This is a genomic window from Thermococcus celer Vu 13 = JCM 8558, from assembly GCF_002214365.1.
Lineage (GTDB): Archaea > Methanobacteriota_B > Thermococci > Thermococcales > Thermococcaceae > Thermococcus > Thermococcus celer.
Map to the genome: position 1 here is coordinate 20,736 of NZ_CP014854.1, position 14,172 is coordinate 34,907.

The window sequence follows — 14,172 nt, forward strand, 5'->3', positions numbered from 1 at the left end:
TGGCACAGAGGATAAAAAGGTGGTCGTCATGGGAGAGAAGTTCGTTTCGGCCGAGAGGCCCCAGACCGAGGAGGGCTACCAGTACCACATCGCCTGCAGGCCGGGGGACGTCGCGAGGTACGTCCTGCTCCCCGGGGATCCGGAGAGGGTTCCGAAGATAAGCGCCCTCTGGGACGAGGCGAGGGAGATAGCCTTCCACAGGGAGTACAGAACGCACACCGGGAAGTACAGGGGGGTTCCGATAAGCGTCACCTCGACTGGGATAGGTGGTCCCTCGACCGCCATAGCGGTGGAGGAGCTGGCGGCGATAGGCGCGGACACCTTCATCAGGGTAGGCTCGACCGGCGCGATACAGCCGGGGATGGAGATAGGGGACCTCATAATAGCAAAGGCGGCGGTCAGGCTCGAGGGAACCTCAAAGCAGTACGTCCGCGTTGAGTACCCGGCCGTTGCAGACCTCGAGGTCACGCTCGCATTAATCGAGGCCGCGGAGACGCTGGGAATGCGCTACCACCTCGGCATAACGGCCTCGACGGACAGCTTTTACCTCGGTCAGGGGAGACCGGGATTAAACGGCTACTTCCCGAGCTTCGCGAGGAGCATAATGGACGACCTGAGGCAGGCCAACGTCACGAACTTCGAGATGGAGGCGGCGACCCTCTACACACTGGCGAACATCTACGGCCTGCGGGCGGGGTGCGTCTGCGCGGTCTTCGCCAACCGCGTTACCGACGAGTTCGGAAAGGCTGGGGAGAAGGAGGCGGCCCAGGTCGCCAGTGAGGCCGTGAAGATACTCGCGGAGTGGGACGAGGAAAAGGAGAAGGCTGGAAAGAAAGTCTGGTTCCCTGGGCTGAGGAAGCTCTAACGCCCCTTTAATTTTGTCCCTTGCCCAACCGATACCCGCCCTAAACAAACTTTTCGCCAGCGAGCTTCTATAAAAAGCTTGACAACAGCCTTTTGGGAAAAGGCTGGCGAAAAAAGGGTCCCTTCTCATAAAAGGCTGGGATGAGAGCGTGCACTCTAAAAGTTGGAGAATCAAAGAGGGATTAGCATTAAGACCAATCCCTGAACAGGTTTCACTTTTTATTCTGGCGTTCTCCGAACGCCTTGTGAGAGTGAAACACTACAAAATCAGTTTGAGCGTTAATCCACGCTAAAACACCGAACTTTAAAACCGCACGCCAGTTTTCCGTCAACGCTTTCCCAAAGGGTTGTAATCAGCCTTTTGGGAAAAGGCTGGCGAAAAAATGGTGATTCCTTTTAACTGCCCTCTCGTGAGTGTTTGCACCCTCAAACGGCCATTGAACTCCGAATTAAGATTAAAAGGCCAAATTCAAGGGGTTTAGGATTCTCCCGCGCTCCGAAGGAGCGCCATCCAAAAGCAAACCCCACTATAAAAGCTTTTAAGAAGGGTGAATTCAAAACCCAAGAGCAGTCTTTATCTTTAGCAAACACCCTTAAACTGCTCCTTGAAAAAAGAATCACGACCTTTCCGTCAACGCTTTCGCAAGAAAGGGTTGCTATGGTGGGCCCGCGGGGATTCGAACCCCGGACCTCCACCTTGTCAGGGTGGCGTCATAACCAGTCTAGACCACGGGCCCAACCCAGGGATGGTGGACCGGCCGGGATTTGAACCCGGGGCCTCCGCCTTGCCAAGGCGGCGCTCATACCAGGCTGAGCTACCGGCCCACTCCCAAAGACGCCGTAATCACCTATCGGAGTGGGTTTATAAATCTTGCGGTCAGCCGTTCCGTTTAGACTTCTATCGAAAAGTTAATATTGTGGTTTTACCTTCCCTCTTCGGGTGAGCCCATGAACCCACTCACCGAGGCCATGAGAATTAAAGACGAGATAGTATCCTGGAGAAGGGACTTCCACATGCACCCCGAGCTCGGCTACGAGGAGGAGAGAACCTCAAGGATAGTGGAGAAACACCTCCGCGGGTGGGGGTACAGGATAAAACGCGTCGGAACGGGAATAATCGCGGACATTGGCGAAGGAGAGAAGACGATAGCGTTGAGGGCGGACATGGACGCTCTACCCGTTCAGGAGGAGAACGACGTTCCGTACAGGTCGCGCGTTCCCGGGAAGATGCACGCCTGCGGCCACGACGCACACACCGCCATGCTCCTCGGAGCCGCGAAGATAATCTCGGAGCACGTAGATGAGTTCAATGGGAGGGTGAGGCTCGTCTTCCAGCCGGCCGAGGAGGGGGGCAACGGGGCCGTGAAGATGATAGAAGGAGGGGCGTTAGATGGCGTTGACGCTATCTTTGGCCTCCACGTCTGGCATGACCTCCCCAGCGGTGTAATCGGAATAAGGGAGGGGCCGTTTCTGGCGGGGGCTGGTTTCTTTGAGGTCCGGGTAATAGGAAAAGGTGGCCACGGTGCCTCACCACACCAGACGGTTGATCCGATCCCGGTAGCGGCGGAGGCGGTACTCGCACTCCAGACGATAGTCAGCAGGAACGTGCCCCCCATCGATACCGGGGTGGTCAGCGTTACCTCGATACACGCCGGAACGGCCTTCAACGTGATCCCCGAGGAGGTCGAGATGAAGGGGACCATACGGTTCTTCAAGGATGAGATAGGTGAGCTGATCCGGAAGCGCATGGAGGAGATATTCGAAGGCGTCTCAAGGGCTCATGGCGCTTCCCACGAGCTGTCCATAAAAGAACTCGTCCCGCCGACCGTTAACGATGGGGGGATGGCCCGCTTTGCCAGAAAAGTGGCCGAAAAGTACGGTTTGAGATACGGCGATGTCGAGCCGACCATGGGCGCCGAGGACTTCTCCTTCTACCTCCAGAAGGTTCCGGGAGCGTTCCTGGCCCTTGGAATCTACAACGAAGAGAGGGGGATAATATACCCGTTCTGGTTAGCCGTAACTTTTGTAAATATTGTTACGGTTAACCTTCCCTCCTCAGGCTTCATTGGAGGGCTTTCGGGGGGAACGGAAACTCCCCACATCTTCGCCACAACCCCCTCCCCAGTCCCCATTCGGGCTTAAAACCCCACATATCGGGGACATCAATAGTTAAACACGGAGCTATTTAAAGTTTTTTGAAAAAACAAAAATATTCAAATGTTGTGATAGCTACTATTTAGAGAACAGCCCACCACCATCCGCGCTTCGACGTTGACGAGGAAGTGCTCCACCTCGGCACGGCGATGGAGGTTGCCTTAGCCCTCGAGTTCCTGAGAGGTTAAGTCCTTTCCTTTGTTTCGGGGCCTCCTTTTTATCCCATCTCAGCGTTACTCCATGTAACCGAACTCCCTCAGCACGTGGAGGATCCCCTCGGCCCCACCCGCGCCGTATGTCTTCTCCGTCACGTAGTCGGCCTCCCCCTTCAGGCTCTCCGGGGCCTGACCGACCGCGACGCGGTAACCGACGACGCGGAAGGCGTCGAGATCGTTCTCGCCGTCCCCGACGTGGGCAACTTCCCTCGGCTTTATCCCGAGCACCTCGCAGGCCTTCTCTATTCCCGTCCCCTTGTTTATCCATGGTTTCTTGACGTGTATCGCGAAGCCGGAGTCAACGGCGATTAGATTAAGCCCGAGCTCCTTGATCAGTTCCCTTACCGCCTCGACCGGGACCGTCCTGAGAATAACGAGCCCCGCCTTTCTCTCCGGCATCGAGAAACTCAGGATGGCCCCGGGATAGCGCTTCTTCACCTCGCTCCACAGGATCCACTCCTCGTCCATCGTCGTGAGGTAGACCCTCTTCCTCAGCCTGCCGTCCTTGATGGATAACGCCCCGCCGTCCTCCGCCACCACCGGCCCGCTGGTCCCTATCATTATCGCCATCGCCTCGGCGAAGGGAACGGAATTGCCGGTGACGAGCATAACGGGAACGCCGAGGCTTTCAGCGAGCCTTATCGCCCTCATGGCCTCCTCGTGGAGTCGCCTATCCGGGTAGGTTATGGTACCGTCTATGTCCAGGGATATCGCCTTCACCCGCCCCATCTTTACCACCGTTGAAGTTCAATAACATTCAGCGCTCACATAAATGGTTTTGGCGTTTAACCTTAATCCCCGGCGGGCTCAGTGGTCCTTGGTTATCTCCCTGAGAACGCTCGTCGCGTAGACTCCCTTCGGAAGGAAGAACCTGAAGCACATGCCCGTCCCGGGAACGTAGCCGTAGGTCATGCCGAGGGGCCTGATGAGCAACTCCCTCCTCCCGCCGGGTTCTCTCATGGGCTTCGGGAGTTTTTTGAAGGCTTCCGGGTTAATCCCTTCCTCCTCCAGAATCCCGCGCTCGAGCTCTCCCGGAAGACCCGCCGCCCTCCGCATGGCGAAGCCGAAGAGGGGCCCCGAGACCATCGCCCGGTTCTTCCTTATCTTTCCGTTGACGAAATTTACGTTGGTCTCAGTTACGCGGTAGGTCCTGTCGCGGTATGGAATTCCCCCCTTGACCCCAACCACGATGTCCCCCACCAGGGCCTCGTTCAGCGGTAGCTCCTCGATGCGCCTCGAGAGGTAGAGGTTGAAGAGGTAGCTCTGGTAGGCGTGGATGAAGATGCGCATTATCGGGAGCGGAAGGCTCAGGAAGGCCTTCTTCCAGCTTCCCGTCTCCTTGTAGCGGTGAAGGAGCGTCCTCTCGTAGCGCAGGAAGTTCGGGAACTCCTCGAGGGCCCTCTCCACATCCCCACTCTCCCAGAAGTTCCTCCTCGCCTCGTCGCCCTCCATCCCACCACCATGGGCCCCGAGGAAGAGCCTCGCCGCGCCCTCAAAGTCCCCCCTGAGTAACAGCTTTCCGATGAGGTGGTTCGTAACGCGCCTCTCACCGAAGCGCTGGTAGCCGAAGTAGTTGGGAAAACCGCCCTTCTCCCTGAGTTCGCGGATTATCTCCCTCGTCAGCCCAAAGGCGCTCTCATCGACGTCCCGCACGATTATCCTGAACCGGTTTCCAAGGAGGTGGCCGAGCTTTATGAAGCGGCCGTAGGAGACGAACCTCAGCTCGATGTCCCTTATCCTGACGTTCTCAACCCTTTCCTTTGCCTCGGCCGGCACGCTCACGTACTGGTGGGTCACCGCGTGCCTGTCCTTCGTCCCGGCGAAGCCTACATCGCGGTAACTTATCCCGGCTCGCTTCGCTATCTCCTTGACGGCGCTCATCGTGTCCCAGTTGCGTTTTTTCAGGAGGAAGATGGCGTTTTTCCTCCCCTCGAATATCGCCGGTAAAGGCTCCTCGATGACGACGAAGTCCTCCGGTTGGGCTTTGATTCGCCCGCCGATGCCGGGCCCCTTGCTCAGATACCTAAACCGGGAGAAGAACTCGCGGTGGTCCATGGCTCACACCAGTTTTAAATGTCCGGTAACCCTGTCAACCAGCTCTTCCGGGGCCGGCCCGATGGCCAGGACGGTTATCGTACCCGGGGGTATCTCGGTTAGTCCGGCGTCCCTGATGAGCGCCGTCGGGATGTCGAGCTTCTCGGCCTGAGCCTTCAGCTCGAATAGGCTTTTCTCGTTCTCCGCCTTGACGACGACCTTCTTCTGCCCCTCGTGGAACCAGGCCTTGAACCACTCGGGTTTCTCCTTCTGGGCCTTGAGGGCGGCGGTTACGGCACCGTGGGCCACCTGAACAGCGAACTTGCCCCTGCTGAGTTTCAGATCCTTCCTCGCCACGATGACCTGCTTGTACCGGAACATGGTCCATCCCGGATAGGATGGGAACGGGAGCTTATAAACTTAAGGAGGGTAATGGAAGAGAAGAAAAGGGGCAAAACCTTCAGAGCTCTAATTCTTCCTCGCCTTTGGGTTTCTCCTCCTCTTCCTCGGTCTTCTTGGGCAGTCCTCCGGGGCGCCTGCTCTTCTTCCTTTCGAGCTTCTTCCTGAGCTTCTCAGCCTCGTCCCAGTACCTGTAGGTGGCGCCCGCGAGCACGATGGTCAGGATGATGAAGAGGACCGCGAGCGGCTTCCACGGGTTACCCTTCTTGGCCGGGATGTAGTACTCGGTTACGTTCTTAAGTTCCTCCGCCAGGGGCCTCGGGTCGCTCATGTTGGCCAGGGTCTCGTTGACGTACGCTGGGAGCTCCTTAGCGGTCGGCCAGACCTTGACCTTCTCGACTTTAACTATAACCTTAGGCGGGATGCTGTTGATGGTAATGAGGTTGCCGAGTTCGATCCTGTGTTCGTTTCCGAGGGGGTCGAGGTAGACGAGCGTTGCTCCCACGTTGGTGAGGTTCTCCTTCAGCACCTTCAGGTCCGCCTGAACGGTTCTGGTCTCTCCAGCTTTGATGGTTCCCAGCTTGATCGAAGAGGGGCCGTCGAGACCGGAGGGCAGGTTGAGGAGGAGGGTGGCGTTCGTCACGAACTCGTAGTTGGGGTTGCCCTTCCCTGCGGAGAGCGTGAACCTGGCTTTGACGGTATCGCCGGCTTTTGCGTCCACGTAGTTACCCCATGTGCCATTGTAGGCCTGGGCGGTAACCTCTATTCCCGGTATGCTGTAGACCCTGATTCCCTTTAGAACCGGGGAGTACACGGTTCTCTTCTCCCCCGTCTCGAGGCTCTGGTCGTCGTAGAAGGTAACGACGGCCTTGCCTATATCGAACTCACCAACCTTTGTCGGTTTGAGGACGTAGATTAGGGCGGGCATGCTCGTGAAGGCGGGGAAACTCTTGAGCGTCCAAGTCTTGGTCATGCTCACGAGCTCGAAGTCGTTTGGTATGGGCGCCGCAACGCTGACGTCGTAGGCGTCCCCCCTGCCGAGGTTCCGGACGTTTATGGTGACCACGAGGTTGTCACCGAGGAGTATCTCCTTTGGAACGGCGTCTATATCAGCGACGACGTTGGCCCGCCTGAGTATCGGGGTAACCTTAGCGCCAACCGGTCCGTAAACCCTGACGATGGCCCTCTTGTAGTCGGGCTCGACGTTCTGGACCGAGAGCTTGAGGGGAGCGTTGGGAACGTTCTTAGGTTCGTCGCCGGCCTCGAGGAGCATAGCGCCGAGGCTGGTGCCGCCTTTAAGGACCTCCACCTTAACGACGTTGGGGATGGTCGAAACGAGCCTGACGTAATAGGTTGTGTTGTCAGCGGTCACCGGGAGTTTCTCGTTGACGTAGAGCAGGTCGTTGTAGAGGAGAACCGTCTCGACCTGGACGGACTGGTTGGTCTCCCCGCTCTTCCTTACGATTTTGAAGTCCGTGGAAGCCACTCTGGGGACGTAAACGTTCACGGTTGCCCCGTTGTTGACGGTGTTCGTGACCTCTATCGAGAGATAGTTGGAGTAAGAGTGGTCATTATCGAGCTTGTAACCCACGCTCCCGGCGGAGCCTTTGTCTATGGTCAGGGTGTAGGACTCGCCGTAGGGCATCGTGACCTTGAATGATGCCGTATTCCCTGAAACGGAGGTCAGCTTTATCTTAATCCCCGGGAAGCCCTCGGGGAGGGTTATCTCGTCCCCCACGAGCATGTTCTTGTCGGAGAGGATCCTCTGAAGCGGAGACTTGAGCTCCAGCAGGACGGACTTGGTATCGTACCTTACCCACACCAGACTCACGTTGAGGTACACGTTCGCGCTCGACGGGTAAAGGAGGTACCCTCCCTGGCTTAGGACGTACCTTAACGGACCCTGAGGACCGTTAACCTCGATGTAGATCTTGCTCCAGTTGGTGTTAACGTCCGCAAACTGAACCTCAAAGGGGCCCAGAACTGCCTTATCGCCAAGACCGAGGGAAACGGTCGATACGCTGGCGGACTCCGGTACGCTGGCGGATTTCACTAAACGCACCCCGGGTGCCAGGGAGAAAATCATAAGGCCCAGCAGGATTAGAGCGGTTACCTTTTTCATGCCTTCAGCCTCCGATGGATGTTAACTAATCATCAAAAGGAAAGGGGATATAAAGATGTTACGGTGTTAGCCTTCTCCTATCCCTCGGGAACAGAATGACCTCACGGATGTTGTTGAGGTCGAGCATCTGTTTTATCAGCCTCTCCGCGCCGAGACCGAAGCCGCCGTGCGGGGGCATTCCGTAGCGGAAGGCCCTGAGGTAGAACTCGAAGCTATCCGGGTTGAGCCCCTTCTCCCTGATCTGCTCGACGAGGACGTCCACCCTGTGCTCCCTCTGGCCGCCGGAGGTTATCTCCACACCGCGGTACTCGAGGTCGAAGGCACGGCTTATCTCGGGGTTGTCGTCGTACTTCATTATGTAGAACGGCTTCGCCTCGCTGGGGTACCGGTAGAGGAAGTAGAGGGGCGCGTTCTCGTTCTCCATCATGTACTCCCCGAGGAGCTTCTCGCCCTCCGTGTCTATATCCTCGCCCCACTCTATGGTTTTGCCAAGGTCGGAGAGTATCTCAAGGGCCCTATCGTAACTCAGCCTCGGGAAGGGAAGCTTCGGCTCCTCGAGCTCGAAACCGAGGGTCTCAAGCTCTTTCCCGTTGTTCTCGCGAACGTGGTCGATTGCGTGGGCGACGAGTCTCTCGAGGAGGTTCATGACCTCCTCCTCGTTCTCTATGAAGGCCATCTCGGCGTCGATGCTCCAGGCCTCGTTGAGGTGCCTCGTGGTGTTGTGCTCTTCGGCGCGGAAGATGGGCGCTATCTCGTAGACCCTGTCGAGGCCCGTGGCCATCATTATCTGCTTGTAGAGCTGGGGGGACTGGGCAAGGAAGGCATCCCTCTCGAAGTACCTCATCGGGAAGAGCTCGGTTCCCCCTTCGGTGGCCGTGGCGATTATCTTGGGTGTGTGGACCTCTATGAAACCCTCGCCGTAGAAGAAGTCCCTCACAGCTTTGAAAACGCTGGAGCGTATCTTGAAGATCGCCATGACCTCGGGCCTTCTGACGTCCATGAACCTGTTGTCGAGCCTCGTGTCGAGCTCGGCCTTCACCTTCCCCGTCGGATCGAGGGGGAGGGGAGATTCCGCTTTACTAAGCACCTCGAGCTTCTCGGGAAGGACCTCGAAGCCCAGCTTCGCCTTTGGAGTGAAGTTCACAACGCCCTCGACGGCCACGACGTCCTCGGCCTTCAGCTTGGGTATGAGCTTGAAGATCTCCGGAGTAACCTTCTTCTTGGGGGCGGTGATCTGGACTATCCCCTCTCTATCCCGTATCCAGAGGAACTTTATTCCACCGAGGTCCTTGATCTCCCATACCCATCCGGCGACCTTGACCCTCTGGCCGTTCAACTCCTGCGTAATCTGGCTGGAGTAGTGCGTCCTGTACATAACCCCCACCCGGAACGGTCACTAAAGGAAAAATCAGATGAAGTTTATCTTTACCTCCGAGCCAACTATCTGGGAGAGTATGCTCTCGAGCACGTCTTCCTTCGCGGGAAGCTTCTTCCTGTCCCTTCTCAGCACGAGAACCTTGTAGTAGGTGCCCCCTCCCGGCTTGTAGACGACGTTGACCCCGAAGACGCTTGCTGGATATAAGAGATCGGTGGCGAGCTTCTTAACGTCCTCGGTTCCTTTAACCTCTGCGGCCTCTATAACGCGTATCCTCTTCCCAAGTTCCCTTGTTAAGGCCTTTATGTTCTTGCCGCCCTTTCCAATGGTTATCGGGACGTCGCCTTCCCCGACCATGATTACTATTAGATCCCCGGCCTCAACCGCCTTCTTGAACTCCATATCAGCGTCATCGATGAGCCGGTAAAGGAGTCTCGCGACCTTAACGTCCAGCTCGGATATGATCCCTTCCTGAAGTTTTTTCTCGTCGGCCGGACAGAGAATACCGTCGGTCTTCAAACACACCTCACAGATCGGCGCCTTCATCTCCTCACCTCCGTCCAAAGAATGAACCTAAGGGGCTAACCCTAAATTCTGGAGGTCATTTAAAAACCTTATTATGGGAGAAAAGGCGGGAAAAGTTCAGATCTCGCCCTCCATCTCCCGCCTTATGCGCTCGATGAAAGCAACGGTGAAGGCGTGCCTCCCCTCCGCTATACGCCGGGCCGTTTCGGTGTACATCAAATCCTTGAGCCTCAGTATCTTCTCCTCGAAGTGCCTCAGCGAGGCCTCGACGTCCCTCCCGTGCTCGCCCGAGTACATGAAGACCCTCGCCACCCCTATCGCGCCGATGGCGTCGAGCTTGTCGGCGTCACTCAAGATCTTCGCCTCGAGGGTTCTCGGCTCGGGTCCACGGGAGAAGCGATGGGCCTCTATGGCGTGAGCGACGGCCGCTATCCTCTCCTCGGGGTAACCCAGACTTTTGAGATAGCTCCTCGCTATCCTCGCCCCCTCAACGGCGTGGTCATCGACCTTCCCGGCGCTCTCCAGCGGTCTGGCAACGTCGTGGAGGAGCGCGGCGAGGGCCAGAACCTCGAGGTCAGCCCCTTCCTCCTTCCCCATGTGCATGCAGAGGTTGAAGACGCGCTCGACGTGGCTGAAGCCGTGGGCTCCTTCCCTATCGAAGAAGTGCCTCGCGTACTCGCGGGTTCTCTCTATGAGCCTGCGGCTCCCCTCGTCCGTTATGAACTCCTCGAGCCTCATCCCATCACCTTAGCCTTTCATCCACCAGGGCGTTTAAAAGCTCGACGATTCTCTCGTGAACCTCGAGGCTTATTCCATCGACCGTTGGCGTCTGCGTTTTGGTGACACCATCTATGAGTCCGAGGCTCGATACCGTCTCGACCACAGCCCGCTCATCCCAGCGGGAAAGAAGGTTCTTACCGAACTCCAGAGAGGCCTGGGCGATGAGCCCGTAGGCCCCCCAGTTGGAGACGGCGGAGAGGATCAGCCCGTCGGTTTCAACGGTGCTCGCTATCCTCTCCCCGTGGGGAACGTGCTTCTCAACGAGGTCGCGGATCTTTCCCATTCCGGCCTCGTTTCCCCCGTCTCCTATCCCTATCGTGGGTACCCCGAGTTTCTTTGCCTCCAGGATTATCCGATCAAACGTTTTCCTCGTTATCTCAAGCCCGCTCATGGAGTAGTAGCTTCCATCCTTCGCCCTCCCGGGGGTTTCCACCGCTACGACGAGGGAGTAGTTCTCGACCGCTGGATCGTCCACAAAGCCAGGACGAAACGGTTCGAGGGCCTTCCTGACCTCGGGGTAGGTTAGTATCTCCGCCCGTCCACCGAGGGCTTCCACGGCCTTAACTATCGCAAGCGCCCCCGGCGGACCGTCGGTCTCAGCCTTCATCGCTGGAGGAATCGGGAAGCCCGTTACGACCAAAGTCCTTCCATAATTATTCAAAAATATCTTCGCAGAATTATGTAAAAAATTGGGACTCTCCCGGCGGTAGTCGAGGTAAACCCGGAGGACCCCCCTGTTGCCGACGTCGGTGTTGATTAGATGGGCTATCACTCCCGTTCGACCTCGTAGGCGATTATCCTGACCCTCTTGCCCTTTATCGCCTCCTTGAGCTTCCACCACAGCTCCGTCGGTTCCTCGCTCCTGTGGGTCAGCTCGTGGCCGTTCTGGAGCTTGACCTTTTTCTCCCTGTAACCAACGAACACGCCTTCCAGGTCGAATATCTCCTTCATTCCCATCCCCCCAGTATCTTTCTAAGCTCGTGAAGGCTCCTTACCTCGTAATCGGCCATGTTGTATCCGTTCTCACCATCCCGGTTTATCCACACGGCGGTCATCCCGAGGTTTTTGGCGCCGTAAACGTCCTGACTGAGGGAATCTCCAACCATAATTGCCTCCGACGGCTCGGCGCCAAGCTTTTCGAGGGCGTAGAGGAATATTTTTGGTTCGGGCTTTATTGCGTTAACGTCATCACGGGTGACGACAACGTCAAAGTAATCCAGCAGTCCGACGAGTCTGAGTTTCAGCCGCTGGTACTCCGGCCCGCTCGTCACGACGCCGAGCCCGTATCCGGCGTTTCTAAGCCACTCCAGGGTCGGGATCGTGTCGGGGTAGACGTGAAGCTTGTGCGGGTAACTCCTCAAAAGCTCCTCGTACCTGAGGTCGAGCTCAAAGAGCTTGAAGAAGAAGTTCCAGTCGTGCCAGTCGTAGGTGTCCCTCCTCCCGAAGATCTCGCTTAGAAACCGCTCCCTGGCCTCTTCTCTGGTGATCCCGAACTTCCTGGAGAGCTTCTCGTAAACCCTGGGGAGAAATAGCTGGATGAGAGGCATCTCCGTCAGTATCGTCCCGTCTATGTCGAAGAGAACCGCCTTCATTTTACCACCCCTTGACCAGGAGCGCCAGTATCTCGACCTCTCTGGTTAGGTTCTCGTCCATAACCACGCCCCAGATGATGTCCTTCTCGGCCAGTATATCCTGAAATCTCTTGAGGATCCCGTGGGCGTCCTTCAGCGGGAAGTCCTTTCCAACGAGGATCCCCACGAGCCCCCTGTCCCAGATGCCCCAGTGCCACCCGAAGTCGACCTTCCGAAGGGTGCGGAGGATCCCGACGTTGCCGCCGCGTATCATGTTGAAGAGGTCCGCGTAGTCTATGTTGACGAGCATCTGGGTCTCGAGGTAGTAGTGGAGCCGGGAGAACATGTCGGCGATGCTCCTTGAGGCCTCTTCAAACGCGGCTGACAGCGAGGCCTTCTCATCCGTGAGAAAGTCCCAGAGGGAATCGTAGAAGACCGTTTCAAAATCCTTAGCCCAGGGGGGCTTCTTCCCAACGGCGAGTTCCTTTCCGGGGGTTAGAACGTACGCGAGTTTTATTGTGTCACCCGGGGCACTATCGATTATTATCTCCCTGAGCTCGTGGTTCACCTCCTTGTCCTCGAAGATTAGCCAGAGGAACGTGTTCTCGGGGAGGCGGGAGAAGAATCTCCTGAGCCGCTCCTCGTACCTATCGGAGTTGGGAAGAAGGTAGTAGGCGGGGTTAACGGTTACCTTGACCACTCCATCGGCGGTTATCCCGTTGACTATCCTTGCCCCCGCGTTTCCGATTCCAACGAAAAGATGGGCAAAAGACCGCATGACGACCCCTACTCAAGGGTCGCATGCTTCCTCTTCATATCCTTTTCGGTCTTCTGGAAGGTTGCCATCAGGAGGGCTATGACGCCATCGAGGAAGACCATCGTGGAGTCCTCGAAGAGGGTTCCCATCGGGGCCGTCCATTTGTACTTGGTGAGCATCTGCCTCGCTATGTAATCGGCTGGAACGTCCGTCTTGGCCCTCCCCGGTATCTCGACGACGACATCGGCGAGTTTTCCGAGGGTTGAGTTCGCGTAGGACGTTATCGCCACGACCTTTCCGCCCTGTTCCTTGGCTATCTTAGCGGCGTCGATGATGGTGTTGGTCTCACCGGAACCGCTGATGGCCACGAGCAGGTCCCCGGGCTCGAAGGCGGGCGTTATGGTCTCGCCGACCACGTAAACGTTGAAGTCGAGGTGCATGAGGCGCATCGCAAAGGCCTTGCCGACGAGACCGCTCCTCCCGGCACCGTAGATGAATATCTTGTTGGCCCCTATCATGGCATCAACGAAGCCGCGAACGTGCTCTATCCTGAGTTCCTGCGCGACGTTGTTTACATGCTCGGTTATGTCCACCATGGCCTTCCTTATCGTCATCATGTACTCTCCCCAGAAGAGGTCTATTATCTTCCTGGTTACTTCCTCCGGATCCTTGGCCTTTGTTATCGCTCCACCCACTATCACAATCGTCGCCCCGAGCTCTATGACCTTCGGGATGGTCTCGAGGTTGAGTCCGCCCGCAACCGCAACGGGAACGTTGACGGAGTTGACGACCTTTCCGAGGTCTTCGAGCGGACTCTTGCCCTGAACCTGCTCGTCTATGCCCGTGTGAACGAGGATGTAGTGAACACCCATCTTCTCGAGCTCCTTGGCCCGCTTGACCTTGTCCTTAACGCCGATTAGATCGACCATAACCCTGATTCCATACCTCCTGGCCACCTCAACGGCGTCCTTTATCGTCTTGTCGTCCGCGACGCCGAGGATGGAAACGACGTCCGCACCGTGCCTCGCGGCCATCTCGACCTCGAGGGCGCCGGTGTCCATGGTTTTCAGATCCGCGACGATCTTCCTGTCCGGAAAGCGTCTCTTGAGGAGCTCAACCGCGCGCATGCCCTCCTTCTTGATGAGGGGTGTTCCAACCTCCAGCCAGTGGGCGCCACCGCGGGCCGCCTTCTCCGCGATAGAAATGGCGGTTTCGATGTCCGTAAGATCAAGGGCAACCTGAAGTATCATTCCCTCGCCTCCAGGGAGTTTTCGTTTTAACCTTACGGGGCTACTTTTTAAACTTTGGCATCAGAATTTGACAGAATTGTGTCCAAGGACCAACGTCGGGAACTCCCACCAACGTTTAAAAGGTGG

14 protein-coding genes and 2 tRNA genes are annotated in these 14,172 nt (G+C 57.1%); 2 read left to right on the forward strand and 14 right to left on the reverse strand.

What is annotated here, in order from left to right:
• The first annotated feature begins 28 nt into the window (after positions 1-28).
• The gene (gene udp, locus A3L02_RS00115; protein ID WP_088862063.1) at positions 29-865 is read left to right on the forward strand and encodes a uridine phosphorylase; all 837 of its coding nucleotides are present in this window, start codon (positions 29-31) and stop codon (positions 863-865) included.
• Positions 866-1,523: 658 nt separating this feature from the next.
• Here udp and A3L02_RS00120 read toward each other — a convergent pair.
• Positions 1,524-1,601, reverse strand: a tRNA-Val gene (locus A3L02_RS00120).
• Positions 1,602-1,611: 10 nt separating this feature from the next.
• Positions 1,612-1,689 (reverse strand) — tRNA-Ala (locus tag A3L02_RS00125).
• Positions 1,690-1,812: 123 nt separating this feature from the next.
• On the opposite strand from A3L02_RS00125, the gene A3L02_RS00130 reads away from it, so the two are divergent.
• A complete protein-coding gene (locus tag A3L02_RS00130; protein WP_088862064.1) occupies positions 1,813-3,006 on the forward strand; it encodes a M20 metallopeptidase family protein in 1,194 nt (397 codons plus the stop codon).
• Between the two features lie 245 nt (positions 3,007-3,251).
• Here the strand turns inward: A3L02_RS00130 and A3L02_RS00135 are convergent, their stop codons facing one another.
• The 12 genes from A3L02_RS00135 to hxlAB all read right to left on the reverse strand — a co-directional run bounded on the left by A3L02_RS00135 (position 3,252) and on the right by hxlAB (position 14,046).
• On the reverse strand, positions 3,252-3,962 hold the full coding sequence (locus A3L02_RS00135) for a phosphoglycolate phosphatase (protein WP_088862065.1): 711 nt from the start codon (positions 3,960-3,962) through the stop codon (positions 3,252-3,254).
• A gap of 78 nt (positions 3,963-4,040) precedes the next feature.
• Positions 4,041-5,288 carry a tRNA pseudouridine(13) synthase TruD gene (truD, locus tag A3L02_RS00140; RefSeq protein ID WP_088862066.1) on the reverse strand — a complete coding sequence of 416 codons (1,248 nt, stop codon included), beginning with the start codon at positions 5,286-5,288 and terminating at the stop codon, positions 4,041-4,043.
• A 3-nt stretch (positions 5,289-5,291) separates the two neighbouring features.
• Positions 5,292-5,648, reverse strand: coding sequence for a peptidyl-tRNA hydrolase Pth2 (gene pth2, locus A3L02_RS00145; RefSeq protein WP_088862067.1), 357 nt, complete (start codon positions 5,646-5,648; stop codon positions 5,292-5,294).
• 79 nt (positions 5,649-5,727) lie between these two features.
• Positions 5,728-7,719, reverse strand: a complete 1,992-nt coding sequence (locus A3L02_RS00150) for a COG1361 family protein (protein WP_237268607.1) — start codon at positions 7,717-7,719, stop codon at positions 5,728-5,730.
• Positions 7,720-7,846: 127 nt separating this feature from the next.
• On the reverse strand, positions 7,847-9,163 hold the full coding sequence (gene aspS / locus A3L02_RS00155) for an aspartate--tRNA(Asn) ligase (protein WP_088862069.1): 1,317 nt from the start codon (positions 9,161-9,163) through the stop codon (positions 7,847-7,849).
• A gap of 33 nt (positions 9,164-9,196) precedes the next feature.
• A complete protein-coding gene (locus A3L02_RS00160; protein WP_088862070.1) occupies positions 9,197-9,709 on the reverse strand; it encodes a KH domain-containing protein in 513 nt (170 codons plus the stop codon).
• A 96-nt stretch (positions 9,710-9,805) separates the two neighbouring features.
• On the reverse strand, positions 9,806-10,426 hold the full coding sequence (locus A3L02_RS00165) for an HD domain-containing protein (protein ID WP_088862071.1): 621 nt from the start codon (positions 10,424-10,426) through the stop codon (positions 9,806-9,808).
• Between the two features lie 4 nt (positions 10,427-10,430).
• Positions 10,431-11,240, reverse strand: a complete 810-nt coding sequence (locus tag A3L02_RS00170) for a DUF4392 domain-containing protein (protein ID WP_088862072.1) — start codon at positions 11,238-11,240, stop codon at positions 10,431-10,433.
• Entirely contained in the window at positions 11,237-11,419 is a 183-nt protein-coding gene (locus A3L02_RS00175; protein ID WP_088862073.1) for a hypothetical protein, read from the reverse strand. The genes A3L02_RS00170 and A3L02_RS00175 overlap by 4 nt, the downstream gene beginning before the upstream one ends.
• Complete coding sequence (locus tag A3L02_RS00180; protein WP_088862074.1) at positions 11,416-12,060, reverse strand: TIGR02253 family HAD-type hydrolase; 645 nt, start codon at positions 12,058-12,060, stop codon at positions 11,416-11,418. Before A3L02_RS00180 ends, A3L02_RS00175 begins: the two co-directional genes overlap by 4 nt.
• Before the next feature lies 1 nt (position 12,061).
• Positions 12,062-12,817, reverse strand: coding sequence for an FtsZ/tubulin family protein (locus A3L02_RS00185; RefSeq protein ID WP_088862075.1), 756 nt, complete (start codon positions 12,815-12,817; stop codon positions 12,062-12,064).
• An 8-nt stretch (positions 12,818-12,825) separates the two neighbouring features.
• Positions 12,826-14,046 (reverse strand): bifunctional 3-hexulose-6-phosphate synthase/6-phospho-3-hexuloisomerase, encoded by a 1,221-nt coding sequence (gene hxlAB / locus A3L02_RS00190; RefSeq protein ID WP_088862076.1) that lies wholly within the window; start codon positions 14,044-14,046, stop codon positions 12,826-12,828.
• Positions 14,047-14,172: the final 126 nt, after the last annotated feature.

Coding starts and splice junctions, on each gene's coding strand:
- udp (WP_088862063.1), top strand. CDS start 29: ATGGGAGAGAAGTTCGTTTCGGCCGAGAGGCCCCAGACCGAGGAGGGC.
- A3L02_RS00130 (WP_088862064.1), top strand. CDS start 1,813: ATGAACCCACTCACCGAGGCCATGAGAATTAAAGACGAGATAGTATCC.
- A3L02_RS00135 (WP_088862065.1), bottom strand. CDS start 3,962: ATGGGGCGGGTGAAGGCGATATCCCTGGACATAGACGGTACCATAACC.
- truD (WP_088862066.1), bottom strand. CDS start 5,288: ATGGACCACCGCGAGTTCTTCTCCCGGTTTAGGTATCTGAGCAAGGGG.
- pth2 (WP_088862067.1), bottom strand. CDS start 5,648: ATGTTCCGGTACAAGCAGGTCATCGTGGCGAGGAAGGATCTGAAACTC.
- aspS (WP_088862069.1), bottom strand. CDS start 9,163: ATGTACAGGACGCACTACTCCAGCCAGATTACGCAGGAGTTGAACGGC.
- A3L02_RS00160 (WP_088862070.1), bottom strand. CDS start 9,709: ATGAAGGCGCCGATCTGTGAGGTGTGTTTGAAGACCGACGGTATTCTC.
- A3L02_RS00165 (WP_088862071.1), bottom strand. CDS start 10,426: ATGAGGCTCGAGGAGTTCATAACGGACGAGGGGAGCCGCAGGCTCATA.
- A3L02_RS00175 (WP_088862073.1), bottom strand. CDS start 11,419: ATGAAGGAGATATTCGACCTGGAAGGCGTGTTCGTTGGTTACAGGGAG.
- A3L02_RS00180 (WP_088862074.1), bottom strand. CDS start 12,060: ATGAAGGCGGTTCTCTTCGACATAGACGGGACGATACTGACGGAGATG.
- A3L02_RS00185 (WP_088862075.1), bottom strand. CDS start 12,817: ATGCGGTCTTTTGCCCATCTTTTCGTTGGAATCGGAAACGCGGGGGCA.
- hxlAB (WP_088862076.1), bottom strand. CDS start 14,046: ATGATACTTCAGGTTGCCCTTGATCTTACGGACATCGAAACCGCCATT.